At 68.4% G+C, this 25584-nt stretch carries 25 protein-coding genes and 1 pseudogene; 9 read left to right on the plus strand and 17 right to left on the minus strand.

Annotated features, from left to right (window positions below):
• Entirely contained in the window at nt 1-939 is a 939-nt protein-coding gene (locus ESP70_RS01820) for a heme o synthase (RefSeq protein WP_223148582.1), read from the minus strand.
• A gap of 93 nt (nt 940-1032) precedes the next feature.
• Between ESP70_RS01820 and tkt the strand changes: the two genes are divergently transcribed.
• From tkt to pgl, 6 genes are read left to right on the plus strand one after another with little or no spacing between them, the layout of a single operon-like run.
• Nucleotides 1033-3207 carry a transketolase gene (tkt, locus tag ESP70_RS01825; RefSeq protein WP_149687668.1) on the plus strand — a complete coding sequence of 725 codons (2175 nt, stop codon included), beginning with the start codon at nt 1033-1035 and terminating at the stop codon, nt 3205-3207.
• Nucleotides 3208-3236: 29 nt separating this feature from the next.
• The gene (gene tal / locus ESP70_RS01830) at nt 3237-4325 is read left to right on the plus strand and encodes a transaldolase (protein WP_149687669.1); all 1089 of its coding nucleotides are present in this window, start codon (nt 3237-3239) and stop codon (nt 4323-4325) included.
• A gap of 3 nt (nt 4326-4328) precedes the next feature.
• Nucleotides 4329-5909: a glucose-6-phosphate isomerase gene (locus ESP70_RS01835; RefSeq protein ID WP_149687670.1), complete on the plus strand. Its 1581-nt coding sequence runs from the start codon at nt 4329-4331 to the stop codon at nt 5907-5909.
• Nucleotides 5906-7429, plus strand: coding sequence for a glucose-6-phosphate dehydrogenase (gene zwf / locus ESP70_RS01840; RefSeq protein ID WP_149687671.1), 1524 nt, complete (start codon nt 5906-5908; stop codon nt 7427-7429). The genes ESP70_RS01835 and zwf overlap by 4 nt, the downstream gene beginning before the upstream one ends.
• Nucleotides 7429-8334: a glucose-6-phosphate dehydrogenase assembly protein OpcA gene (locus ESP70_RS01845; RefSeq protein ID WP_149687672.1), complete on the plus strand. Its 906-nt coding sequence runs from the start codon at nt 7429-7431 to the stop codon at nt 8332-8334. Before zwf ends, ESP70_RS01845 begins: the two co-directional genes overlap by 1 nt.
• Entirely contained in the window at nt 8331-9032 is a 702-nt protein-coding gene (pgl, locus tag ESP70_RS01850) for a 6-phosphogluconolactonase (protein WP_149687673.1), read from the plus strand. The genes ESP70_RS01845 and pgl overlap by 4 nt, the downstream gene beginning before the upstream one ends.
• Before the next feature lie 111 nt (nt 9033-9143).
• On the opposite strand, the gene ESP70_RS01855 is transcribed toward pgl, so the two are convergent.
• The 10 genes from ESP70_RS01855 to uvrA form a co-directional block, all read right to left on the minus strand.
• A complete protein-coding gene (locus ESP70_RS01855; protein WP_082530724.1) occupies nt 9144-9497 on the minus strand; it encodes an RNA polymerase-binding protein RbpA in 354 nt (117 codons plus the stop codon).
• Nucleotides 9497-9733 carry a preprotein translocase subunit SecG gene (gene secG, locus ESP70_RS01860; protein WP_082582024.1) on the minus strand — a complete coding sequence of 79 codons (237 nt, stop codon included), beginning with the start codon at nt 9731-9733 and terminating at the stop codon, nt 9497-9499. The genes ESP70_RS01855 and secG overlap by 1 nt, the downstream gene beginning before the upstream one ends.
• 18 nt (nt 9734-9751) lie before the next feature.
• Nucleotides 9752-10552 (minus strand): triose-phosphate isomerase, encoded by an 801-nt coding sequence (gene tpiA / locus ESP70_RS01865; RefSeq protein WP_149687674.1) that lies wholly within the window; start codon nt 10550-10552, stop codon nt 9752-9754.
• Nucleotides 10549-11748, minus strand: a complete 1200-nt coding sequence (locus ESP70_RS01870) for a phosphoglycerate kinase (protein WP_149687675.1) — start codon at nt 11746-11748, stop codon at nt 10549-10551. Before ESP70_RS01870 ends, tpiA begins: the two co-directional genes overlap by 4 nt.
• A 3-nt stretch (nt 11749-11751) precedes the next feature.
• Entirely contained in the window at nt 11752-12756 is a 1005-nt protein-coding gene (gap, locus tag ESP70_RS01875; protein ID WP_149687676.1) for a type I glyceraldehyde-3-phosphate dehydrogenase, read from the minus strand.
• A 95-nt stretch (nt 12757-12851) separates the two neighbouring features.
• A complete protein-coding gene (whiA, locus tag ESP70_RS01880; RefSeq protein WP_149687677.1) occupies nt 12852-13835 on the minus strand; it encodes a DNA-binding protein WhiA in 984 nt (327 codons plus the stop codon).
• A 51-nt stretch (nt 13836-13886) separates the two neighbouring features.
• Nucleotides 13887-14864: a gluconeogenesis factor YvcK family protein gene (locus ESP70_RS01885; protein WP_149687678.1), complete on the minus strand. Its 978-nt coding sequence runs from the start codon at nt 14862-14864 to the stop codon at nt 13887-13889.
• Complete coding sequence (gene rapZ / locus ESP70_RS01890; RefSeq protein ID WP_056213615.1) at nt 14861-15724, minus strand: RNase adapter RapZ; 864 nt, start codon at nt 15722-15724, stop codon at nt 14861-14863. Before rapZ ends, ESP70_RS01885 begins: the two co-directional genes overlap by 4 nt.
• A complete protein-coding gene (uvrC, locus tag ESP70_RS01895) occupies nt 15721-17664 on the minus strand; it encodes an excinuclease ABC subunit UvrC (RefSeq protein ID WP_149687679.1) in 1944 nt (647 codons plus the stop codon). The genes rapZ and uvrC overlap by 4 nt, the downstream gene beginning before the upstream one ends.
• A gap of 9 nt (nt 17665-17673) precedes the next feature.
• On the minus strand, nt 17674-20538 hold the full coding sequence (uvrA, locus tag ESP70_RS01900; RefSeq protein WP_149687680.1) for an excinuclease ABC subunit UvrA: 2865 nt from the start codon (nt 20536-20538) through the stop codon (nt 17674-17676).
• Between the two features lie 197 nt (nt 20539-20735).
• On the opposite strand from uvrA, the gene ESP70_RS01905 reads away from it, so the two are divergent.
• The 3 genes and pseudogenes from ESP70_RS01905 to ESP70_RS01915 all read left to right on the plus strand — a co-directional run.
• Complete coding sequence (locus ESP70_RS01905; RefSeq protein ID WP_149687681.1) at nt 20736-21389, plus strand: MBL fold metallo-hydrolase; 654 nt, start codon at nt 20736-20738, stop codon at nt 21387-21389.
• 53 nt (nt 21390-21442) lie between these two features.
• Nucleotides 21443-21892, plus strand: a complete 450-nt coding sequence (locus ESP70_RS01910; RefSeq protein ID WP_188110437.1) for an Imm26 family immunity protein — start codon at nt 21443-21445, stop codon at nt 21890-21892.
• A pseudogene (locus ESP70_RS01915) lies at nt 21892-22089 on the plus strand (MBL fold metallo-hydrolase); the annotation flags it as partial. The gene ESP70_RS01910 and the pseudogene ESP70_RS01915, both read left to right, overlap by 1 nt.
• 10 nt (nt 22090-22099) lie before the next feature.
• Here the strand turns inward: ESP70_RS01915 and ESP70_RS01920 are convergent.
• The 6 genes from ESP70_RS01920 to ESP70_RS01945 form a co-directional block, all read right to left on the minus strand.
• Nucleotides 22100-22339, minus strand: a complete 240-nt coding sequence (locus ESP70_RS01920; protein ID WP_149687683.1) for a hypothetical protein — start codon at nt 22337-22339, stop codon at nt 22100-22102.
• A gap of 64 nt (nt 22340-22403) precedes the next feature.
• The gene (locus ESP70_RS01925; RefSeq protein WP_149687684.1) at nt 22404-22592 is read right to left on the minus strand and encodes a hypothetical protein; all 189 of its coding nucleotides are present in this window, start codon (nt 22590-22592) and stop codon (nt 22404-22406) included.
• 129 nt (nt 22593-22721) lie between these two features.
• Entirely contained in the window at nt 22722-23018 is a 297-nt protein-coding gene (locus tag ESP70_RS01930) for a hypothetical protein (protein ID WP_149687685.1), read from the minus strand.
• A 19-nt stretch (nt 23019-23037) separates the two neighbouring features.
• Nucleotides 23038-23274 (minus strand): hypothetical protein, encoded by a 237-nt coding sequence (locus ESP70_RS01935; protein WP_149687686.1) that lies wholly within the window; start codon nt 23272-23274, stop codon nt 23038-23040.
• A 38-nt stretch (nt 23275-23312) separates the two neighbouring features.
• The gene (locus ESP70_RS01940) at nt 23313-24296 is read right to left on the minus strand and encodes a hypothetical protein (protein ID WP_149687687.1); all 984 of its coding nucleotides are present in this window, start codon (nt 24294-24296) and stop codon (nt 23313-23315) included.
• A 1-nt stretch (nt 24297) separates the two neighbouring features.
• Nucleotides 24298-25578 carry a cytochrome P450 gene (locus ESP70_RS01945; protein WP_149687688.1) on the minus strand — a complete coding sequence of 427 codons (1281 nt, stop codon included), beginning with the start codon at nt 25576-25578 and terminating at the stop codon, nt 24298-24300.
• Between the last annotated feature and the right edge of the window lie 6 nt (nt 25579-25584).

The raw sequence follows: 25584 nt of genomic DNA on the forward strand, positions 1-25584 counted from the left end.
CTAGCGCAGGAAGGGGTCGACCGCAGCGGCCACGAACAGCAGCGCCAGATAGGCGTTGGAGTAGTGGAACAGCCGCATGGGCTTGAGGATCGCGAGGTCCTCGGTGTCCATCGCACGGGACTTCAGGTCGTAGGCCTCGACGAGGAACACGATGCCGAGCGTGATCGCGACCGCCGGGTAGAACCAGCCGGTCGGGGTGATCGGCCACAGCAGCAGCGACGTGCCGACCATGACCCAGGAGTAGGCGACGATCTGCTTGGCGACCTCGGCAGAGGTGGCGACCGACGGCAGCATCGGCACGCTGGCCGCCGAATAGTCCTCGCGGTAGCGCATCGCGAGCGACCAGAAGTGCGGCGGCGTCCAGAAGAACACGACCATGAACAGCACGACCGGTGCCCACGCCAGCTCGTTGGTGATCGCGGTCCAGCCGATCAACGCCGGGAAGCAACCGGCCGCGCCGCCCCAGACGATGTTCTGGGTCGTGCGGCGCTTGAGGATCATGGTGTAGCCGACGACATAGAAGACGTTGGCGGCCAGGGCCAGCATCGACGACAACGGGTTGACGAGCATCCACAGCCAGACCGTCGACACGACGCCGAGGGCGAGGCCGAACCAGAGCGCGCCACGGGTGCCGACCTGATGACGTGGCAGCGGCCGGCGGGACGTGCGGCGCATGAGCTGGTCGATGTCGGCGTCGACGACGCAGTTGAGCGCGTTGGCGCTGCCGGCCGACAGGGTTCCGCCGACGACCGTGGCGACGACGAGCCAAGCCGAGGGCACGCCCCGCTCGGCCAGGAACATGACCGGAACGGTCGTGAGCAGCAGCAGCTCGATGATGCGCGGCTTGGTCAGCGCGACGTACGACTTGAGGACGTCGGTGTAACTCGGCGTTGTGGGTACGTCAGCGCCATTGGCTCGTCTCACGTCCACGGCGGTCACGTGCAGCAGTCTAAAGGACGCGAGTAGGCTCGACGTGACGGCCTACGAAGCCGCCCGACCCAGACCCTCGTTCGAACAACAGGAGCCAGAGCTGTGACGTCCGGAACCCCCTCGCTGGAGTGGACAGACCTCGACAAGAAGGCCGTGGACACCGTCCGTCTCCTGGCCGCCGACGCAGTGCAGAAGGTCGGCAACGGCCATCCCGGCACCGCCATGAGCCTGGCCCCCGTCGCCTACCTGCACTACCAGCGATTGCTGCGCCACGACCCCACCGATCCGCACTGGGCCGGTCGCGATCGCTTCATCCTCTCGTGCGGCCACTCGAGCCTCACGCAGTACATCCAGCTCTACCTCGCCGGCTACCCGATGACGCTCGACGACCTCAAGAGCCTGCGCACCTGGGGCAGCCAGACGCCCGGTCACCCCGAGTACAACCACACCCCCGGTGTCGAGGTCACCACCGGTCCGCTGGGCCAGGGCGTCGCCAACGCCGTGGGCATGGCCATGGCCGCCCGTCGCGAGCGTGGCCTGCTGGATCCCAGCACCGCCAACGGCGAGAGCCCGTTCGACCACCGCGTCTACGCCATCGCGTCCGACGGCGACCTGCAGGAGGGCGTCTCGGGTGAGGCGTCGTCGCTGGCCGGAGTCCAGAAGCTCGGCAACCTGACGCTGCTGTGGGACGACAACAAGATCTCGATCGAGGACGACACCAACGTCGCGTTCACCGAGGACGTCGCCGCGCGCTACGCCGCTTACGGCTGGCACGTGCAGACCGTCGACTGGACCAACGGCGGCACCGGGTACGTCGAGGACGTCCAGGCTCTCTGGGAGGCCTACCAGGCCGCCGAGGCCGTCACGGACAAGCCGAGCTTCATCCAGCTCCGCACGATCATCGCCTGGCCCGCTCCGACGGCCCAGGGCACCGGCGGCTCGCATGGCTCGGCTCTCGGCGCCGACGAGATCGCGGCGACCAAGGAGCTCCTCGGCTTCGACCCCGACAAGTCGTTCATCGTCGACGACGACGTCATCGAGCACACCCGCAAGGCTCGCGACCGTGGCGTCGCCGAGCACGAGGCGTGGCAGAAGACGTTCGACGCGTGGGCCACTGCTTCGCCCGACGGTGCTGCTCTCCTCGAGCGGCTGACCAAGCGCCAGCTGCCTGACGGCTGGGACGCCGACCTGCCGACCTACCCGGAGGACGCCAAGGGCGTTGCGACGCGAGTCGCCTCCGGTGAGTTCCTGTCGGCCGCGGCACCCCAGCTCCCCGAGCTGTGGGGCGGCTCGGCCGACCTCGCGGGCTCCAACAACACGACGCCCAAGGGCGAGCCGTCGTTCCTGCCGCCCGAGCACTCCACCGCCAAGTTCCAGGGCGACTGGTACGGCCGCGTGCTGCACTTCGGCATCCGCGAGCACGCCATGGGCGCGATCATGAACGGGATGGTCCAGCACGGGCTGACCCGGCCGTACGGCGGCACGTTCCTGGTGTTCAGCGACTACATGCGGCCGGCCGTGCGCCTGGCCGCCCTGCAGGAGCTGCCCGTCACGTATGTGTGGACGCATGACTCGATCGGCCTCGGCGAGGACGGACCGACGCACCAGCCGGTCGAGCACCTCGCGGCCCTGCGCGCGATCCCTGGCCTCGACGTCATCCGGCCCGCCGACGCCAACGAGACCATCGCCGCATGGCGCACCGTGCTCGGTCACACCGATCGACCCTCCGCACTGGCGCTCAGCCGGCAGAACCTGCCGACGTTCCCGCGCGGCACCGACGGCTGGGCGCCCGCGTCCGACGTCGCCAAGGGCGCCTACACGCTGATCGATGCCGACGGTGAGCCCGACGTGATCCTCGTGTCGACGGGCTCCGAGGTGCAGATCGCGGTCAAGGCCCGCGAGCAGCTCGCCGCCGAGGGCATCTCGGCGCGAGTCGTCTCGATGCCGTGCCGTGAGTGGTTCGAGCAGCAGGACAGCTCCTACCGCGACAGCGTCATCCCGCCGCAGCTTCGCGCCCGGGTGTCGGTCGAGGCCGGCGTGGCGTTCGGCTGGCGCGACGTGGTCGGCGACGCCGGCCGCATCGTGAGCCTCGAGCACTACGGCGCCTCGGCTGACTACGAGACGCTCTACGACAAGTTCGGCATCACCGCCGACGCTGTCGTCGCCGCCGCCAAGGACTCGATCGCGGCTGCCGCGGGCGAGCCGTCGGCGCCGTTCCACGCCCGGCCGGCCGGACCTGTCGGTCCCGGCGACAACGCCGACGTCCACTCCCACTGACCTGCACAACTGAATTCCAAGGAGACATCATGAACGACCGTCTGAAGGCTCTCGCCGACGCGGGAGTATCGATCTGGCTCGACGACCTCTCGCGCGAACGCATCGAGACTGGCAACCTCGCCGCGCTCGTCGCCGAGTCCGGTGTCGTCGGCGTCACCACCAACCCCACGATCTTCGCCGCCGCCATCTCCAAGGGTGAGCGCTACGCCGCCCAGGTCAAGGAGCTCAAGGCATCGGGCGCCGACGTCAAGACCACGGTGTTCGAGCTCACCACGACCGACGTCCAGAACGGTTGCGACATCATGCGGCCGGTCTACGACGCCACGGGCGGCGTCGACGGCCGCGTCTCGATCGAGGTCGACCCCGACCTCGCCAAGGACACCGACGGCACCGTCGAGCTCGCCAAGCGACTGTGGGAGCGCGTCGACCGGCCCAACACGCTGATCAAGATCCCGGCCACGGTCGAGGGCCTCCCGGCCATCGCCGCGACGATCTCCGAGGGCATCAGCGTCAACGTCACGTTGATCTTCTCGCTCGAGCGCTACCGCGGCGTCATGGACGCCTACCTCTACGGTCTCGAGCAGGCCGCGGCCAACGGCAAGGACCTCTCGTCGATCTACTCGGTCGCGTCGTTCTTCGTCAGCCGCGTCGACTCCGAGGTCGACAAGCGTCTCGCCGACGACAGCCCGCTGCGCGGCAAGGCCGCCATCGCCAACGCGCGCCTGGCCTACGAGGCGTACGAGGAGGTCTTCGGCTCCGACCGTTTCAAGGCGCTCGCCGCCAAGGGCGCCAACACACAGCGTCCACTGTGGGCCTCGACCGGCGTCAAGGACCCGGCCTACCCCGACACGATGTACGTCAGCGAGCTTGTTGTCGCCGACACCGTCAACACGATGCCGGAGAAGACGCTCGAGGCGTTCGCCGATCACGGTGAGGTCCGCGGCGACACCGTGCACGGCACGTACGACGAGGCGCGTCAGGTCATCGCCGACCTCGAGGCGCAGGGCATCGGCTACGACGAGGTGGTCGAGCTGCTCGAGGTCGAGGGCCTCGACAAGTTCGAGGCTTCCTGGACCGAGCTCCTCGAGACGGTCCAGACCGAGCTCGACAAGGCCTGAACCGTGGTGCAGATCGCGCTCACGGTCCCTGTCCAGCACGAGTTCGAGACGGCCCTCCGCGAAGCCATCGAGCAACGCGTGGCGTCCCGCATCGCCGCTCAGGACGCCACGCTGTGGGGTCCTGATGCGGAGCCCGAGGCGAGCATCCGGCTCAGCTGGACGCAGCTCGCCGACGCCTCCCGCCCTCTCGTCGCCGAGATCATCGAGCTGCGTGAGCAGCTCGCGAGCAAGGGTCTCGACCGGGTCGTCCTGTGCGGCATGGGCGGGTCCTCGCTCGCGCCCGAGGTCATCTGCGACACCGCAGGCGTCCCACTGACGGTGCTCGACTCGTCGCAGCCCGACATGGTTCGGGCCGCGATCGCCGACGGCCTCGAGCGCACGATCGTCGTGGTGTCGAGCAAGTCCGGCGGGACGGTCGAGACCGACAGCCAGCGCCGGGCGTACGAGCAGGCGTTCACCGACTCCGGGCTCGACCCCGTCGACCACATCGTCGTGGTCACCGATCCCGGCTCGCCGCTCGACGACGAGGCGACCAAGGCCGGCTACCGCGTGTTCCGCGCCGACCCGCACGTGGGCGGCCGCTACTCGGCGCTGACGGCGTTCGGGCTGGTCCCGAGCGGTCTGGCCGGTGCCGACATCGGCGGACTCCTCGACCAGGCGGCCGGCGCCCAGGCGGCGCTCTATGCCGACGACGCCGACAATCCCGCGTTGCGACTCGGCGTGCTGATCGGGGTCGCCAATCGGCACCGCGTCGACAAGCTCGTGCTCGCCGACCAGACCCGGCACGGTGTCGGCGACTGGATCGAGCAGCTCGTGGCCGAGTCGACGGGCAAGCTCGGCAAGGGCGTCCTCCCGGTCGTCGTGCCGTTCGAGAACGCGGTCAACTTCAACCCCAGCACGGCCGACTCGATCCTCGTGTCGATCGGTGGCACGGACGCTCCCGAGGCGCAGTCCGGCTACGCCGCGGCGCTCGACGTCGACCTCGGCGCGCAGATGCTGCTGTGGGAGGTCGCCGTCGTGGTGGCCGGCCGGATCATCGGCATCAACCCGTTCGACCAGCCCGATGTCGAGAGCGCCAAGCAGGCCGCTCGCGAGCTGCTGTCCGGCGGCGGCGAGGTCCCGACGCCTGATGCCAGTGACAACGGCATCGACATCTACGGCGACGGCTCGACGGTCGATGACGCCGTCACGGCGCTGCTCGGCAAGCTCGACCTGCAGCACGGCTATCTCGCGGTGCAGGTCTACCTCGACCGCATCGCCTACGCCGACTTCGCCGGTGTGCGCGAGGTCCTCGCGCAACGGCTCGGCCGGCCGGTGACGTTCGGCTGGGGGCCGAGGTTCCTGCACTCGACGGGCCAGTACCACAAGGGCGGCACCCCCAACGGAGTGTTCCTGCAGGTCACGGGCACGCCGGCCGAGGATCTCGCGGTCCCGGGCCGCGACTTCACGTTCGGCTCGTTCATCGACTCGCAGGCCGCCGGTGACGCCGCCGTGCTGCGCGACCACGGCCGGCCCGTGCTGCGGTTGCACCTCAGCGACATCGGGCCGGGCCTGCAGCGCGTACGGGCGGTGCTGGGCCAATGAGCTTGGTGGACAACCCGCTGAGGGACCCCAAGGATCGCCGGCTCCCCCGCATCGCAGGTCCCTGCAGCCTGATCCTGTTCGGCGTCACGGGCGACCTCGCCAAGAAGAAGCTCGTCCCGGCGATCTACGACCTCGCCAACCGCGGCCTGCTGCCACCCGGTTTCGCCCTGGTCGGTTTCGCCCGGCACGACTTCGGCACCGCCAAGTTCGCCAACATGATCAAGCAGGCGGCCAAGGACGGTGCGCGTACGCCGTGGAGCGAGACGGTCTGGAAGCAGCTCGCCGCCGGCATCCGGTTCGTACCCGGAGAGTTCGATGACGACGAGGCGTGGGAGCAGCTCGGCAAGACCATGGCCGAGCTCGACGAGCAGCAGGGCACGGGCGGCAACCACGCGTTCTACCTGTCGATCCCGCCGGGCCTGTTCCCCGTCGTGGTGTCGCAGATCAAGAAGCACGGGCTCGCCGAGTCGTCCGAGGGCTGGCGCCGCGTCGTCATCGAGAAGCCCTTCGGCCACGACCTCAAGTCCGCCGAGGAGCTCAACCGCATCGTCGGCGAGGTCTTCCCGCGCCGCTCGGTCTTCCGCATCGACCACTACCTCGGCAAGGAGACGGTCCAGAACATCCTGGCGTTCCGCTTCGCCAACGGCATGTTCGAGCCGATCTGGAACAACCACTACGTCGACCACGTGCAGATCACGATGGCCGAGGACATCGGCATCGGCTCCCGCGCCGGCTACTACGACGGCATCGGCGCCGCGCGCGACGTCATCCAGAACCACCTGCTGCAGCTCATGGCGCTCATCGCGATGGAGGAGCCGGTCTCGTTCAACGCGTCCTCGCTGCGCATCGAGAAGCAGAAGATCCTCGCCAACGCCCGTCCTCCGGCGCGCATGGACCTGCACACCGCCCGCGCGCAGTACGTCGGCGGCTGGGCCGGTGGCGAGCAGGTGCTGGGCTACAAGGAGGAACAGGGCATCCCGCAGTCGTCGATGACCGAGACCTACGCGGCGATGCGCATCGACGTCCTGACCCGGCGCTGGGCCGGCACCCCGTTCTACCTGCGGGCCGGCAAGCGCCTCGGCCGCCGTGTCACCGAGGTCGCCGTGGTGTTCAAGCGGGCCCCGCACCAGCCGTTCAACAAGAACGACATCGAGGAGCTCGGCCAGAACGCCTTGGTCATGCGCATCCAGCCCGACGAGGGCGTCACGCTGCGCTTCGGCGCCAAGGTGCCCGGCACGACGATGGAGATCCGCGACGTCAACATGGACTTCGCCTATGGCGGCGCGTTCGTCGAGAGCAGCCCCGAGGCGTACGAGCGACTGATCCTCGACGTGCTGCTGGGCGATCCGCCGCTGTTCCCGCAGCACGAGGAGGTCGAGCTGTCGTGGAAGATCCTCGATCCCGTCATCGCGCACTGGGACAAGCAGAAGGACATCGACACCTATTCGTCCGGCACCTGGGGCCCTGAGTCGGCCGACAAGATGCTGGCCCGTGACGGCCGTACGTGGAGGCGTCCCTGATGGAGATCGCACTCGAGAAGACCAACTCGTCCCGCATCGCGCGGGCGATGGTGAAGGCCCGTGTGGCTGCGGGCAGCCCCGCGATGGACATGGTGCTGACGCTGCTCGTCGTCACTGACGACGAGAACGTCAGCGAAGCGCTCAAGACCGCGACCACACTGTCGCGCGAGCACCCGTCGCGCGTGATCGGCGTCATCCTGGGCGACGGTCGCGGAGCGCCCGAGCTCAACGCCAAGGTGCGAGTCGGCGAGAACTCCAGCGGAGAGTCGATCCTGCTGCGCATCTCCGGCGAGCTCACCAAGCACGCGGAGTCCGTCGTGCTGCCGCTGCTGCTGCCCGACTCCCCCGTCGTCGTGTGGTGGCCCGGGAAACCGCCCACGGACCCGTCCCAGGACGCGATCGGCCAGCTGGCTCGTCGCCGCCTGACCGACGCGGAGGCCACCGACTCGCCGATCCGTTCGCTCAAGAACGTCGCCCGGCACTACGTCGCCGGAGACACCGACCTGTCGTGGACCCGGCTGACGCCGTGGCGCGCCCTGCTGGCAGCGGCGCTGGACCAGTCCTCCGGCAAGGTCACCGGTGGCACGGTCATCGCAGGCAGCGGCAACCCGGCGGCCACCCTGCTGGTGGCGTGGCTGGAGAGCCGGCTCAAGGTCGACATCAAGACGCGCAAGAGCGACACCGGGGCGCAGATCATGTCGGTCGTCCTTCATACGCCCGACGGTGACGTGCTGATCGAGCGGATCACGGACCACTCGTGCCACTTCAGCGTGCCTGGGTCGTCCCCGCGCGAAGTGCCGCTCGGCCCCCGTACGCTCGCCGAGCTGCTCGCGGAGGACCTGCGCCGCCTCGACGCCGACGACGTCTACGAAGCGACGATCAAGCACATGCTGGCTGAGGCATGACGGTGACCCAGGAGGTCTACCCTGACGCGCCGGCGCTGGCGGCGGCGATCGCGGAGCGCCTCACCGGCCGGATCGCCCTGATCCAGGCCGAGGGGCGCCGTCCCAAGGTCGTGCTGACCGGCGGGACGATCGCCATTGACGCCTACGAGCTCATCCAGAGCGGGCTCGTCGACTGGACCGAGGTCGACTTCTACTGGGGCGACGAGCGCTTCGTCCCCGAGGGTCACGCCGACCGCAACGACCAGCAGGCGCGAGACGCGTTCCTGGACCGCCTGGGCGTACCCGCGTCGAGCATCCACGCCATGCCGGCGCACGGCTGCGACGTGAGCACGGCCGAGGCGGCCGACCAGTACGCCGCTGCACTGCCGTCCGAGCCCTTCGACGTGACGCTGCTGGGTGTCGGCCCTGACGGGCACGTGGCGTCGCTGTTCCCCGGTTTCGCGCAGCTGCACGAGTCGGAGCGCCGAGCCGTCGAGGTGTTCGACTCCCCCAAGCCGCCGCCCGTACGCATCTCGCTGACGTTCCCGGCGATCAACCACTCCGACGCCGTGTGGTTCATCGTCGCCGGCGAGGGCAAGGCCGAAGCCGTCGCTCGCGCGCTCGGCAACGGCACGCTCGAGGACACCCCTGCGCGCGGCGCCCACGGCATCAGCGAGACGACGTGGCTCCTCGACGAGTCCGCCGCCTCCCATCTCTGAGCCCGACGCTGACGAGAGGGTTGTGACGCAGCGACGAGAGGGTTATGACGTACCGGGACGAGTCACAAGCCTCTCGTCGGCAGGTCATAACCCTCTCGTCAGCGAAGACTTTCAGAAGATGACTTCGCCGGTCTTGCGCTTGGTGCGCAGGAGCTCGATGGCTTCCTTGAGGATCTCGTCGGCCTCGGTCTCGGAGCGACGCTCCTTCACGTAGGCGAGGTGCGTCTTGTAGGGCTCGATCTTCTTGGCGGTCGGCCGGTTGTCGGCGTCGACACTGGACGGCATGCCACAGCGCGGGCAGTCCCACGACTCGGGCACTTCGGCCTCGATCGCGAACTGCAGCTCCGTCGTGTGGTTGTTGATGCAGAAGAACGTCACGAACTGCCGCGGTGCGGCCTCGCCACGCTCTGCCTCACCCATGGGGCCCGAGCCGATGCGGCTGCCCCGGATAGCACCTGCTGCCACTAGTTGCTCACCTTCAGTAGCAGGCCGAGCGCGAAGATGCACACGACCCAGACGACTGCGATACCGACCGTGATCCGGTCGAGGTTGCGTTCGGCGACCGAAGAGCCGCCGAGCGAGCTGGAGACGCCGCCACCGAACATGTCGGAGAGACCGCCCCCGCGTCCCTTGTGCATGAGAACCAGGACGATCATCAGCACGCTGCTGATCGCCAGGATTACGGAGAACGTCAAAATCACGAGTTGGGGCCTTCGTTGTCAGGCGCCGGACAGATCCGGCATGGCATAGAACCGAGCGATCCCGGCAAACTCCTCCGCTTGGAGGCTTGCTCCGCCGACCAAGGCTCCGTCGACGTCCGACTTCGCCATGATGGCGGCGATGTTCGCCGCTTTCACTGATCCGCCGTAAAGGATACGCAATGATGCTGCGACTTCGGGCGACCAGGTCTCTTCAACACGCGAACGAATCGCTGCGCAGACTTCCTGGGCGTCCTCCGGCGTCGCGACCTCACCGGTGCCAATCGCCCACACGGGCTCGTACGCGATGACGACCGAGGCCATCTGCTCGGCGGTGAAGCCGGCCAGTGAGCCGTCGATCTGCGCCAGCGTGTAGGACACGTGGTCGCCGGCCTGACGGATCTCGAGCCCTTCGCCGACGCAGACGATCGGGCTCATGCCCGCCGCGAGCGACTTGAGCGCCTTGATGTTGACGACCTGGTCGCTCTCGGCGTGGTACTCGCGCCGCTCCGAGTGACCGACGACGACGTAGGAGCAGCCAAGCTTGGCCAGCATCGACGCGGCGATCTCGCCGGTGTAGGCGCCGCCGTCGTGCTCGGAGACGTCCTGTGCGCCGTAGCCGATCGCCAGGTGGTCACCGTCAACCAGCGTCTGCACGCTGCGGATGTCGGTGAACGGCGGGATCACGACGACCTCGGCCTTGTCGAAGTCGTGCTTCTTGTCCTGCAGGGTCCAGGCGAGCTTCTGGACGAGGACCACGGCTTCCTGGTGGTTGAGGTTGGACTTCCAGTTGCCGGCCATGAGCGGCTTGCGGTCGGTCATGCATCGTCCCTTTCGAGGATGTCGAGGCCGGGCAGCGTCTTGCCCTCGAGGTATTCGAGGCTCGCGCCTCCCCCGGTGGAGATGTGTCCGAAGTCGCTGTCGGCGAAGCCCAGCTGGCGTACGGCCGCGGCCGAGTCACCGCCGCCGACGACCGACAGGCCGTCGACCTCAGTGAGCGCCTGGGCGACGGCCTTGGTGCCGGCTGCGAACGCCGCCATCTCGAACACGCCCATCGGCCCGTTCCAGAACACGGTCTTGGAGCCACGGATGATCTCGGCGAACGCTGCCGCCGAGTCCGGACCGATGTCGAGCCCGAGCTGATCGCTCGGCATGGCATCGGCCGCGACCGTCGTGGCGGGCGAGTCGGCCCTGAACTCCGGTGCGACGACGATGTCAGTCGGCAGCACCAGGCGTACGCCCTGCTTGGCTGCCTGCTCGATGTAGCCGCGCGCGATGTCGAGCTGGTCCTCCTCGAGGAGCGACTTGCCGACCTCGTGACCCTGCGCCTTGAGGAACGTGAAGACCATGCCCCCGCCGATCAGCAGGTTGTCGGCCTTGTCGAGCAGGTTGTCGATGACACCGAGCTTGTCGGAGACCTTGGATCCGCCGAGCACGACGGTGTAGGGCCGCTCGGGGCTCTCGGTCAGGCGCTTGAGCACGTCGACCTCGGCCTCGACCAGTCCACCGACGGCGGCCGGCAGCTCGCGGGCGATGTCGTAGACGCTCGCCTGCTTGCGGTGCACGACGCCGAAGCCGTCGGACACGAACACGTCGGCGAGGTCGGCGAGCTTGCCGGCGAACTCCCGGCGCTCGTCCTCGTCCTTGCTCGTCTCCTCGGCGTTGAACCGTACGTTCTGCAGCACCGCGACCTGGCCGTCCTGGAGCGCCGATGCGATGCGGTGGGCCTCGGGACCGACCGTGTCGTTGGCGAACAGGACCGGTGCGCCGAGCAGCTCCGAGAGCCGCTCGGCGACCGGCGCCAGGGAGAACTTCGGGTTGGCGACGCCATCGGGACGACCCAGGTGGGCCGTCACGAGGACGCGGGCCCCTGCGTCGGCAAGACGCTTGATCGTCGGCACGCTCGCGCGGACGCGACCGTCGTCGGTGATCTTGGTGCCGTCGAGCGGCACGTTGAGGTCACTGCGGACGAGAACGCGCTTGCCGCGCAGGTCTCCCAGGTCCGAAACCGTCTTCACAGGTCAGAGCGACGATCCGACGTGGACGACCAGGTCGGCGAGGCGGTTGGAGTAGCCCCACTCGTTGTCGTACCAACCGACGACCTTGACCTGGTCACCGATGACCTTGGTCAGGCCCGAGTCGAAGATGCACGACGCGGGATCGGTGACGATGTCGGCCGAGACGATCTCGTCCTCGGTGTAGACCAGGAAGCCCTTCATGGCGCCCTCGGCAGCATCCTTGACGATCTGGTTGACCTCTTCGACCGTGGTCTCGCGCGAGGCGGTGAACGTCAGGTCGGTCGCCGAGCCCGTGGGCACCGGCACGCGGAGCGCGTATCCGTCGAGCTTGCCCTTGAGCTCCGGCAGCACGAGGCTGACGGCCTTGGCGGCGCCGGTCGACGTCGGGATGATGCTCAGGTTGGCGGCGCGGGCCCGGCGCAGGTCGCTGTGCGGCGCGTCCTGCAGGTTCTGGTCCTGCGTGTAGGCGTGGATCGTCGTCATGAGGCCACGCTCGATGCCGAGCGCGTCGTTGAGCGCCTTGGCCATCGGCGCGAGGCAGTTGGTCGTGCACGACGCGTTGGAGATCACGCTGTGCGCGGCCGGGTCGTAGAGCTCGTGGTTGACGCCCATGACGATCGTGACGTCTTCGTTCTTGGCCGGGGCCGAGATGATGACCTTCTTGGCGCCGCCGTCGATGTGGGCCTTGGCCTTGGTCGCATCGGTGAAGAATCCGGTCGACTCGATGACGATGTCGGCGCCGACGCTGGCCCAGTCGAGCTTGGCCGGGTCGCGCTCCTCGAACGCGGCGATCTTCTGATCACCGACGTAGATGTAGCCCTCGTCGTAGGTGACGTCGGCGTCGAGACGGCCGAGGATCGAGTCGTACTTGAGGAGGTGGGCGAGCGTCTTGTTGTCCGTCAGGTCGTTGACGGCGACGATCTCGATGTCTGCACCGGCGGCACGAGCCGCGCGGAAGAAGTTACGGCCGATACGGCCAAATCCATTGATGCCTACGCGTACGGTCACGGGGAACGTGTCTCCTGCGGGTCGGTGTGGGTGACATGCGTAACCCTACCGAGTTGCCTTCACTACCGGCGAGTCACCTCAGCCCGATGAGACGGTCAGCCTTCGGCGAGTCGCTCATCGCCGAGCGTGGACTCGGTGTCCGGCACGCCGAGCTCTTCGGCCCGCTTGTCGGCCATCGCGAGCAGCCTGCGGATGCGGCCGGCGATCGCGTCCTTGGTCAGCGCCGGGTCGTGGAGCTGGCCGAGCTCCTCGAGGCTGGCCTGGCGGTGCTCGACACGCAGCGTGCCAGCCATCTTGAGGTGGTCGGGGACCTCCTCGCCGAGGATCTCCAGAGCCCGCTGGGCCCGCGCACCGGCGGCCACGGCGGCGCGTGCGGAGCGGCGGAGGTTGGCGTCGTCGAAGTTGGCGAGCCGGTTGGCCGTCGCTCGTACCTCACGACGCATGCGGCGCTCTTCCCACGCGAGCAGGGACTCATGCGCACCCAGGCGCGTCAGCAGCGCACCGATGGCCTCGCCGTCGCGGATGACGACACGGTCAACGCCACGGACCTCACGGGCCTTGGCACTGATGCCGAGCCGACGAGCGGCGCCGACGAGGGCGAGGGCTGCCTCGGGCCCGGGGCAGCTGACCTCGAGCGCCGACGAGCGGCCGGGCTCGGTCAGCGAGCCGTGGGCGAGGAACGTGCCACGCCACGCGGCGACGGCGTCGCACGACGAGCCGGACACGACCTGCGGAGGCAGTCCGCGGATCGGCCGGCCACTGCCGTCGATGAGGCCGGTCTGGCGGGCCAGGGCCTCGCCGTCCTTGGAGACGCGTACGACGTAGTGGGTGTCCTTGCGGATGCCGGCGTTCTGCATCACCAGCACCTCGCTGTCGTGACCGTAGATCTCCGCGATGTCCTTGCGGAGGCGGCGAGCCGCGGCGCCGGTGTCGAGCTCGGCCTCGACGACGATGCGTCCGGAGACGATGTGCAGGCCGCCCGCGAAACGCAGGATCGACGAGACCTCGGCCTTGCGGCAGCACGACTTCGTGATCGTGGTGTTGGCGAGCTCCGCCTTCACCTGAGCCGTCATTGCCATGCGGCCGAACCCCTGTCTGTCGATGTCACTGTCGTGGAGAAGAGTGTCACTCTATGCCGTCCTCATGACCCTGCCGAACGCGGCTGCGAGGCGTCCTGGGTCGTGCTGATCCGATCCCGGGCTGGCCGCCACGTCCGCGACGTACAAGCGCGCACCGAGCGACCGGGCCGTCGACTCCAGCGTGCCACGCGTGTCAACGAGGCTGGTGTCGGCGATGACAGCATCCAACCCCAACTCGGGCGCGTGTGCGGCCAGAACCTCGAGATGATCCGTCGGCGTGAGTCCTTCGGTCTCGCCCTCCTGCTCGTGGAGGTTGAGCACCAGGATGCGCTTGCCCTTGGTCTTGGTCAGGGCGTCGCGGAGGCCGGGCACGAGCAGCGTCGGCATGACGCTGGTGAACCACGAGCCCGGCCCGACGACGACCCAGTCGGCGGCCTCGACCGCGGCGACCGCCTCGGGACACGCCGGTGGGTCACTGGGGTCGAGCCGGACGCTGACGACCTGGCCGTCGGTGGACGACACCTCGACCTGCCCGCGTACGAGCGTCAAGCGGTCGGGAGCCGAGCGCAGGTGCACGTCGGCCTCGATGTCGAGCGGGACCGCCGCCATCGGCAGGACCCGGCCCTGAGCACCCAGCAGCTCGCCGACGAGGTCCAGGCCGGCGACGTGGTCGCCGACCTGGTCCCAGATCGCGGCGATCAGCAGGTTGCCGACGGCGTGGTCCTTGAGTGGGCCGTCGCCGGAGAAGCGGTGCTGCAGCACGGCCGCCCACGTGCGGCCCCAGTCGTCGTCGCCGCACAGGGCGGCGAGGGCCATGCGCAGGTCGCCCGGCGGCAACCCGCCGAGCTCGGCACGGATGCGGCCCGACGACCCGCCGTTGTCGGCCACCGTGACGACGCCCGTGAGGTCGGTCGTCAGGCGGCGAAGCGCGGAGAGGCTCGCGGCGAGGCCGTGCCCTCCCCCGAGCGAGACGACCTTGAGGTCGCCCTCGGCACGGCCCGCAACGTGCGCAGGACGCGTCGTGCTCACTCGCGCCCCAGGTCGCGGTGGACCACGAGCGTACGGACGCCGTGGGCCCGCAGTCGTTCGGCGAACGCTTCAGACATCGCGACGCTGCGGTGGCGGCCCCCGGTGCAGCCGATCGCGATCGTCAGGAAGTGCTTGTCCTCGCGGAGGTAGCCGTCGGTGAGCAGCGCGACGAGGCCTTCGTACTGCTCGAGGAACTCCGTCGAGCGGGGCTGGCGCAGGACGTAGTCACGCACCGGCTCGTCGAGACCACTCAACGGGCGCAGCTCGTCGACCCAGAACGGGTTGGGCAGGAAGCGCAGGTCGGCGACCATGTCGGCGTCGATCGGCAGGCCGTACTTGAAGCCGAACGACATCACGGAGGCACGTAGTCCGCCGGAGTCGGGGTCCTCGAACGCCGCGCGGACGCGTTGACCGAGCTGGTGGACGTTGAGGTTGGACGTGTCGACCACGATGTCGGCCCGGCCCCGGATGCGCCTCAGCAGCTCGCGTTCGCGCTCCAGGCCGTCCATCAGGCGGCCCTCGAGGCTCAGTGGGTGCGGGCGTCGCGCGGCCTCCTGACGGCGTACGAGGACCTCGTCGGCCGCCTCGAGGTAGAGGATCTTGGTGTGGATGCCGTCGTCGCGCAGCGCCTCGAGCGCCTCGACCAGGCCGCCGAAGAACTGGCGTGAGCGGGCGTCGACGACCACGGCGAGGCGGTCGATGTCCTTCGACTCCTGGATCGTCGTCACGGCCTGGGCCAGCAGATCGGGCGGCAGGTTGTCGATGACGTAGTAGCCGAGCTTCTCCAACACCTTGGCGGCCGAGCCGCGCCCCGCCCCGGTCATGCCGGTGATGAGCACGAACTGCGTCAAGGTCGTCAACTGTCCTCCAGGATTTCGCCGGTTGCGGTGTTGATGGCCGGTGCGTGCTCGCCGGTCGCGAGCGCCTCCACGATGGATTGTGCCGTAGCCGCGCCGATGCCGGGCACGGTTGCGATCTCTTCTGCTGTCGCGGCGCGCAGCTTCTTGACCGAGCCGAACGTCTTGAGCAGCGCCTTGCGCCGGGTCGGGCCGAGACCGGCGACCGGATCGAGGACGCTCTCGATCATCGACTTGCTGCGCCGGCCGCGGTGGTGGGTGATCGCGAAGCGGTGTGCCTCGTCACGCAGGCGCTGCAGCAGGTAGAGGCCCTCGCTCGTGCGGGGCAGGATCACGGGGTCCTCGTCGTCGGGGAGCCAGACCTCCTCGAGCCGCTTGGCCAGGCCCACAAGCGCGACGTCCTTGATGCCGAGCTCCTGCATCGCCGCATGCGCCGCGGCGACCTGCGGCGGGCCACCGTCGACGACCACGAGGGCCGGTGTGTAGGCGAACTTGCGAGGCTTGCCGGTCTCGGGGTCGATGCCGGGACCGTCCTCGTCGTTGCCCTCACGTGCCCGCAGCAGCTGGGTGAAGCGACGGGTGATGACCTCGTGCATCGCCGCGACATCACTCTGGCCCTCGTTGCGGATCGTGAAGCGGCGGTATTCGGACTTGCGGGGCAGCCCGTCCTCGAACACGACCATCGACGCCACGGTCTCGGTCGCGCCGAGGTTGGAGATGTCGTAGCACTCGATGCGCAGCGGCGCGGTCTCGAGGTCGAGCGCCTCCTGGAGCTCCTCGAGCGCCTTGCTGCGGGCGGTGAGGTCACCGGAACGCTTGAGCTTGTGGCGTACGAGTGACTGCTTGGCGTTCTGCTCGACGGTCGCCATGAGGGCGCGCTTGTCGCCGCGCTTGGGGACCCTGATGTGGACGGGGCCCTCGCGGCGTTCGCTGAGCAGCTCGGCGACCGCGTTGGCATCAGCCGGCAGGGTCGGCACGAGCACCTCGCGCGGGATCGCCGACGGCGCGGCGTCCTCGTAGAGCGTCATGAGGGCGGCCTGCACGAGCTCGGGGAACGGCGCCTCGTCGGCCTTGTCGGCGACCCAGCCGCGCTGACCACGGATGCGGCCGCCGCGCACGGAGAAGATCTGCACCGCGACCTCGAGCGGATCGTCGACAAACCCCAACACATCCGCATCGGTGCCGTCGCCGAACACCACGGTCTGCTTCTCGAGCACCCGGTGGAGCGCGCCCAGGTCGTCGCGAAGCTTGGCGGCGAGCTCGTACTCCTCGTTGTCGGACGCCTCGCGCATGCGCTGCTCGATGCGTTTGGTGAAGCCCGCGGTCTGCCCACCCATGAACGCCAGGAAGTCGTTGACGATCGCGCGGTGCTCGTCGGCGTCGACGCGGCCCACGCACGGCGCGGCGCACTTGCCGATGTCGCCCAGCAGGCACGGCCGGCCGATCGCCTTGGACCGGCGGAACACCCCGGCCGAGCACGACCGCATCGGGAACACCCGCAGCAGCGTGTCGACGGTGTCGCGGATCGCCCACGCGTGGCCGTAGGGACCGAAGTAGCGCACGCCCTTGCGCTGGGCACCGCGCATGACGGTGACGCGCGGGAACTCTTCGCTGACCGTGACCGCGAGCCACGGGTATGACTTGTCGTCGCGGTACTTGACGTTGAAACGCGGGTCGAACTCCTTGATCCAGGAGTACTCCAGGGCCAGCGCCTCGACCTCGGTGCTGACCACGGTCCACTCGACGGAGCTCGCGGTCAGGACCATCTGCTGCGTGCGCTGGTGCAGGTTGGTGATGTCCTGGAAGTACGAGCTCAGGCGCGGCCGCAGCGACTTGGCCTTGCCGACGTAGATGACCCGGCGCTCGGCGTCACGGAACCGGTAGACGCCCGGCTCGACCGGGATCTCACCGGGTGCGGGTCGATAGCTTGCGGGATCTGCCACCGACCCAGCCTACGAGGTGACGAGGAGCGGCTTGAGGAACGTGCCGGTGTGGCTGTCAGGGCTGTTGGCGATGTCCTCCGGGGTGCCCTCGGCGATCAGCAACCCGCCGCCGCTGCCGCCCTCGGGGCCCATGTCGATGACCCAGTCGGCGGTCTTGATGACGTCGAGGTTGTGCTCGATGACGATGACCGAGTTGCCGGTGTCGACGATGCGCTGGAGCACGCCCAGCAGCTTGCGGATGTCCTCGAAGTGCAGGCCGGTCGTCGGCTCGTCGAGCACGTAGACCGTGCGTCCGGTGGACCGCTTCTGGAGCTCGGCCGAGAGCTTGACGCGCTGCGCCTCGCCGCCGGACAGCGTCGGGGCGGACTGCCCGAGGCGTACGTAGCCCAGGCCGACGTCGACGAGGGTGCGCAGGTGGCGCGCGATCGCAGGGATCGCCTCGAAGAACTCGACGGCCTCCTCGATCGGCATCTCGAGGACCTCGGCGATCGTCTTGCCCTTGTAGTGGACCTCGAGCGTCTCGCGGTTGTAGCGGGCGCCGTGGCAGACCTCGCACGCGACGTAGACGTCGGGCAGGAAGTTCATCTCGATCTTGATCGTCCCGTCGCCGGAGCACGCCTCGCAGCGGCCGCCCTTGACGTTGAACGAGAATCGACCCTGCTGGTAGCCGCGCATCTTGGCCTCGGGCGTCTGCGCGAACAGCTTGCGGACGTGGTCGAACACGCCGGTGTAGGTCGCCGGGTTGGACCGCGGGGTGCGGCCGATCGGCGACTGGTCAACGTGGATGACCTTGTCGACCTCGTCGAGCCCGGTGATGCTGCGGTGGCGGCCCGGGATCGTGCGGGCGCCGTAGACCGTACGGGCGAGCTGCGTGTAGAGGATGTCGTTGACCAACGTCGACTTGCCCGAGCCGGAGACGCCCGTGACAGCCACGAACATGCCGAGCGGGAACGTCACGTCGATGTCGCGGAGGTTGTGCTCCTTGGCGCCGTGCACCGTGAGCTCGCGGCCCTTGACCCGCTTGCGGCGCTTGTCGGGCAGCGGGATCGACTTGCGGCCCGAGAGGTATTGGCCGGTGAGCGAGTCCTTGCTGGCGTAGAGCTCGTCGACCGGACCCGAGACGATGACCTGTCCCCCGTGCTCGCCGGCACCGGGGCCGATGTCGACGGCCCAGTCGGCGGCCCGGATCGTGTCCTCGTCGTGCTCGACGACAATCAACGTGTTGCCGAGGTCGCGCAGGCGCAGCAGCGTCTCGATCAGGCGGTGGTTGTCGCGCTGGTGCAGGCCGATCGACGGCTCGTCGAGGACGTAGAGCACGCCGACGAGTCCCGCGCCGATCTGGGTCGCGAGCCGGATGCGCTGGGCCTCGCCGCCCGACAGCGAGCCGGCGGCCCGGTCGAGCGCGAGGTAGTCGAGGCCGACGTCGAGCAGGAACCGCAGCCGCTCGTTGATCTCCTTGAGCACGCGTTCGCCGATCTGGCGCTCGCGGTCGCTCATCTCGAGCGTCTGGAGGTAGTCGGACGCCTCGCTGATCGACAGGGCGCAGACCTCGGCGATGTTCTTGGCACCGAACTTCTCCGACTCGAGCGTCACGGCCAGGATGACCGGCTTGAGGCGGGTGCCGTTGCAGACCCGGCACGGTACCTCGCGCATGAAGCCCTCGAGGCGTTCGCGGTTGGTCTCGGAGTCGGTCTCGTCGTGCCGGCGCTCGAGATAGGTGATCGCGCCCTCGAACTCGGTGTAGTAGGACCGGACGCGGCCGTAGCGGTTCTTGTACTTGACGTGCACCTTGGTCGGGTGGCCGCGCAGGATCGCCTCGCGTACGTCCTCAGGGAGGTCGCCCCAGGGAGTGTCGGCGCTGAAGCCCAGCTCGTCGGCGAGCGCGCCGATCAACCGGGAGAAGTAGTCGGCGACATGGGCCGACGACCACGGCGCGACCGCGCCCTCGTTGAGCGACTTGGCGTCGTCGGGAACGACCAGCTCGGGGTCGACCTCCATGCGGGTGCCGAGGCCGTGGCACTCGGGGCAGGCGCCGAACGGGGCGTTGAACGAGAACGAGCGCGGCTCGAGCTCGTCAACCTCGAGGGGGTGGTCGTTGGGGCACGCGAGCTTCTCGGAGAACCGGCGCGTGCGGTGCTCGTCGTCCTCGGGCAGGTCGACGTAGTCGATGATGACCAGGCCGTCGGCCAGCCCGAGTGCCGTCTCGACCGACTCGGTGAGGCGCTGCTTCTGGTTGCCCTTGACCTGCAGGCGGTCGACGACGACGTCGATCGTGTGCTTCTTCTGCTTCTCGAGCTTGGGCGGCTCGTCGGCGAGCATGTGGGTCTCGCCGTCGACGATCGTCCGGCTGAAGCCCTGCGACTGCAGCTGGCGGAACAGCTCGCCGTACTCGCCCTTGCGGCCGCGGATGATCGGCGCGAGCACCTGGAACCGCGTGCCCTCGTCGCCGGCCATGATGCGGTCGACGATCTGCTGCGGGGTCTGGCGCGCGATCGCCTCGCCGCAGACCGGGCAGTGCGGCCGGCCGGCGCGGGCGTAGAGCAGACGGAGGTAGTCGTAGACCTCGGTGATCGTGCCGACGGTCGACCGCGGGTTGCGGCTCGTGGACTTCTGGTCGATCGAGACCGCCGGCGACAGACCCTCGATGAAGTCGACGTCGGGCTTGTCCATCTGGCCGAGGAACTGGCGGGCGTACGCCGACAGCGACTCGACGTAGCGACGCTGGCCCTCGGCGAAGATCGTGTCGAAGGCCAAGGACGACTTGCCGGACCCCGAGAGTCCCGTGAACACGATCAGCGAGTCTCGTGGGAGGTCGAGCGAGACGTCCTTGAGATTGTGCTCTCGTGCGCCGCGGATGACGAGGCGGTCGGTCACTGGCTCCCCTGAAATGATTGGTGGTTGCGGGCAGAATCTTGGCCCACTCCATTGTATGGAGCGGGTCCGACAGAAACCTGCCGAGCGACCGTACGTTCGCTCACAGCGTTGCCGTCCGGGCGGTGACCTGGCGTCCAGCAGCAGTGCTCCGGTGGACGCCAGGTCACCGCTACCGGCGGATCTGGCACGCTGAACCCATGACGTACACGGGAGAGGTCGAGGTCGGCGGTCCGGCCGACGTACAGGTCGCGGGTGACCTGATGATCACCAAGGTCGCGGTCGGCGAGATGAACAACAACGCCTACCTGCTGCGCTGCGTCCTCACCGGCGAGCAGGTCCTGATCGATGCCGCCAACGAGTACGAGACGCTCCTCGGCCTGATCGGCAGCGACGGGCTGGCCCGAGTCGTCACGACACACCGCCACGGCGACCACTGGCAAGCCCTCGCGACGATCGTCGAGCGCACCGGTGCCGAGACCGTCGCCGGTGAGGACGACGCCGACGAGCTGCCCGTGCCCGTCACGACCCGCGTACGTACGGGAGCCCGCGTGCGCGTCGGATCGTGCGAGCTCGAGGTCATCGAGATCGTCGGTCATACGCCCGGCTCGATAGTGCTGGCGTACGACGATCCCGACGGCGTCGTGCACCTGTTCACCGGCGACTCGCTGTTCCCCGGCGGGGTCGGCAAGACCTGGTCACCGGAGGACTTCGCGACGCTGATCGACGACGTCGAGACGAAGATCTTCGGTCGGTTCCCGGATGACACCTGGGTCTACCCGGGTCACGGCCACGACACGACCCTGGGCGTCGAGCGCCCGCACCTCAGCGAGTGGCGCGAGCGCGGATGGTAGGCGAGGTGCGAGAACCGACGACGTCTCGGCGGAATCGAGAGCCGGGACGAGTCGTGCGAATTCCCTTAGGTGACGGATCGGCCGGTTTTGGCCGCCAGCTCAATGGGGTGCTTGTCGGGTTCTACGATTACTTCGCACCTGACAGCGAGTATCCAGATCTCTTGCGTCTCGTTGCGAACGACTTTGCCTTTCGGGTTCCAGTGATGGACTACGCATTCAAGCGCACCGGGCAATGGGACCTTCTCGACGTGGTGCCCCTCTCCGTGGATGAGGCGAGTGAGATCTATCGGGCGTTCAAGCAGGACCCGATCAGTGGCAAACTCAGCATCTATTGGTCGGGTCCGGCGAAGGGGGCGTGGGGTGAGGACGATGCCACGCGAACCGAGTGCGACGGCCTCGAACGGGCGGCCGTCTGGGATCCCGAGCACGTGGAAGACAGGCTTCGCGATCACCGAGAAGGCCGCCCAAACAAGTGGGTCGAATCACTTCGGCTTCGAGATTGAGCGGTGACTCGCTGTTCCCCGGTGGCGTCGGCAAGACCTGGTCATCGGAGGACTTCGCCACGCTGATCGACGAGGTGGAGACCAAGATCTTCAGCCGCTTCCCGGACGACACCTGGGTCTACCCGGGTCACGGCCACGACACGACCCTGGGCGTTGAGCGCCCGCACCTCAGTGAGTGGCGCGAGCGCGGCTGGTGAAGGGCGCCTCTTAAGCCTCAGGCACGTCGCCGTCACCGCTCTCGGCGACGTCCTTCTTGCGCTGGATCTCCATCTTGACGATGTTCGCGTCGTGGGCGGCGGGATGGAAGATCTCCTCCATGATCCCGAACGCACCTGAGGTGCCAGACGCACCGGTGGCCGAGCTGTGCTCTGCCCGGCCCGCGACGAACGGGATGCCGAAGACGACAGCAACGATCAGGACGACGACGATGATCGCGGCGGTGAGCATCCGGTCAGCGTACGCGCCACAGTCACAACGTTGAGCCAGCGAGAGCTGGGCATCTCCCCGCACGTCAGTCCGGCAAGGCGATGCCGTTGCCGATCTCGGCGACCGTCGATGTGGAGTGGTTGGCGCAACCTTGGCCAAGCACAGCCGCGAAGTCCTGAATCGACGCCAGACTCGGCCGCTCGTCTCCGCCGTTACGCTTGAGGTGTGCCCGCAACAGGTCGCCCGCAGCGGCGAACTGCTGCTCGTCGCTCATCGTGCGCTGCCACTCCGCACACGTCGTCCTCTCGTAGGACTTTGGCCACGTCTGCTCGTACGAAACCGGGCCCGAGCAGCCCGAGAGCGCGACCACCGCGACCAGAACAGCGAGGAACGGGCGCATCGATCAGCCGGCGACGAAAGCGTCAGTGTCCAGGTCAACGCCGAGCGCTCGGAACAGCTCGCCGACGAAGCCCCGGGCGATCGACGGCATGGCGACGGGTGCCGGCAGAGGCGGATGCGGGTCGGCCCATGGCCCGTCCGGGATGATGACCCGCGGCACCGGCAGCGGCTTGAGATGCGCGACCGACGCCGGACGACTCACGCCCGTACGTTCATCAGCACCGCTCGCGACCCAGCCCACACCGAACGACACCGCTGCCACCGCAACGGCCGTCACGGCTGCGAGGAGCACACGGCGCATGCTCCGGATCATAACTGGCTCAGCGGTGGTGACCCTGGCTCTCGTACGCCGCCTGGGCGAACGCCAGCACCAGGCCTGCGACCGCCGACAGGATCGCCACCGCGACCGCGACGTAGCCCCATGGCTCGCGGTCGATCTCGCCGTCACGCGCGATGGCGATGATGATCGCCGCGCCCGCCGCGATGAAGACGACGAGTGCGGTGTAGATGCCCCACCGCCGGTGATGCTCGTGGAGCGTCAGCTTCCTGCGCGCCATGCCTTCATCGTGCGCTCGCGATGCGATGCGCGCAACAGCTATTCGTCCTTGGGCAGCGAGACGTAGACGGCGTTGACCGCCACCGCCTGCTCGAGCTCGGTCGAGAGGCCCTCGAAGAACTGCGAGCGGTACGTCTCATCGGTGACCGCGTAGACCGTGAAGTAGAGGCCCGCGAACGACGCGAGGAAGACAGCGACCTGGAAGAGCTCGTTCGTCACCGGCAGGTGCTTGCCGAACTGCGACGGCAGATCGGTGACGTGGTCCTGCTGCGTCCACGACATCACTGTGTCGTTGGAGATCGTGAGGTGGCCGAAGACGACGAAGAAGACGAACAAGCCGAGGCTCAGCAGCAACACCTGGATCGCCTGGTTGAACAACAGGACGAGAACGAGGTTGACCCTGGCCACGCGCGGCAGCTCAGCCGGTGCAGCCGTGATCGAGCGAGCCGCCTCGGCGGCGGGTGTGCCCACGCAGCAGTCGGCGAGCCGCTCGCCGGCGACCTCACGCTCGACGCGACGCACCTCCTCCGGCAGACGTACGAGCAGGAACACCGTCGCGATCACCGCGAAGAACGCCACCGCCGACCACAGCACGTTGCGCGACATCAGCGCGGCGACCTGCCAGACCTCGGCGTTGATGAACAGGAATGTCACCGCGAGGAGCAGCAGCGGCAAGGCCCGGGTCAGCAGCGGGAACATCAGCCCCAGGGACCCGAACGTACGTCGTGCGGCCCAGCGAAGCATCGTGCCCATCCGGAGCAGCCGTCCGGCGAACAGCCCGAGGGACGCCAGGAACAGGGCGATGCCGGCGGCCGGTCCCCACTTGGGGTCGTCGGCAAGCACTCCCACCGCGACCGCGACGCCGATCGACGTCGCCACGATCAACGCGATGACGGCGGTGATGCGTTTGCGCGAGAGCCACTTCTCGATCTGGTCCGCGTGATCACCCGTGAAGTACGGCAGCCCGTGGTCGTCGAACCAGTCCTCGATCTCCGCGGCGGTACGCGCGTGGGTGGCGGCCACGTCAGAAGGTGACGGGCAGCTCGTCGACGCCGTAGACGAAGGACAGCTGGCGGAAGCTCAGCTCTTCCTGCGGCTTGGCGAGCGCGAGGTCCGGGAACCGCTGGAACAGCTTGGGCAGCGCGATGCGCAGCTCCATGCGGGCGAGCTCGGCGCCGATGCACCGGTGGATGCCGTGGCCGAACGCGAGATGACCGCTCGACGGCGTGCGGTAGGGATCGAACTCATCGGGCCGCTCCCCTGCTGAACTCGGGTCGCGGTTGGCTCCGCTCAGCGAGGCCAGGACGACGTCACCGGCCCTGAGCTGCTGGCCGAAGAGCATCATGTCCTGCTTGGCGAAGCGCGGGAACGCGACCTGCACGACCGCGAGATAGCGCAGCAGCTCCTCGACGACGCGGTCGACATCGTCGGGATCACCCTTGCGAATCAGCTCGGCGTAGGCGGGATCGCGCAGCAGGACGATCGTGCCGAGCGCGATCATGCCGGCAGTCGTCTCGAACCCGCCGGTGAACACCCCGTCGGCCAGACCCGCGAGATCGACGTCGGAGATCGTGTCGCCCTCGTCGCGCAGGATCTGCCCGATCAGGCCCGGTCCGGGCTCCTTGCGCTGCTTGGCGACGGCCTCGAACAGGAACTCGCGCTGCTCCGACACCGCACCGAACGCAGCGGCGCCGCCGTTCGTGGCGTCAAACCGGGCGCTGCCGAGCTTCTCGAACGCGTCGCGGTCCTCGTAGTCGAGGCCCAACAGGGCGCAGATGGTCTGGAACGGCACGGGGAATGCGACGTGTTTGGCCAGGTCGGCGCCCGAACCCTCGCTCGAGAGATTGTCGAGCTGCCGGTCGACGATCTCACTGATCATCGGCTCGAGCCGCGCCAGCCGGCGCATCGTGAACTCAGGCGTCACGATCTTGCGCAGCCGCGTGTGCAGCGGCGGATCGGTGAACCCGAGCCCGCCGATGTCGTCGGAGGTGGCCGGTCCGTCGCCGTGGAACATGTGCCGGATGTCGTTGGAGTACGAGTCGCGGTCCGTGAGGATGCGGCGCGACTCCTCGTAACCGGTGACCAGGAAGGCCCGGAAGTTGAAGGGCAGGTCGAGCTGGTGCATCGGCTCGGTGGCGCGGATCTCGGCGATCCTCGGGACCGGGTCGAGGCCGTTGCGCTGCAGCGGGACCTTGGTCGGCTCAGGGATGAAGGAGATGCGTGAGAGGTCGATGCCCTTCTTCTGGATGCGTCGCACGACCAGCTTGCCGATCCATCCGGAGACTCTTCCCCTTACGTCAACCACGGGTCG

This window comes from Aeromicrobium ginsengisoli, from assembly GCF_004134905.2.
GTDB classification, from domain to species: Bacteria; Actinomycetota; Actinomycetes; order Propionibacteriales; family Nocardioidaceae; genus Aeromicrobium; species Aeromicrobium ginsengisoli.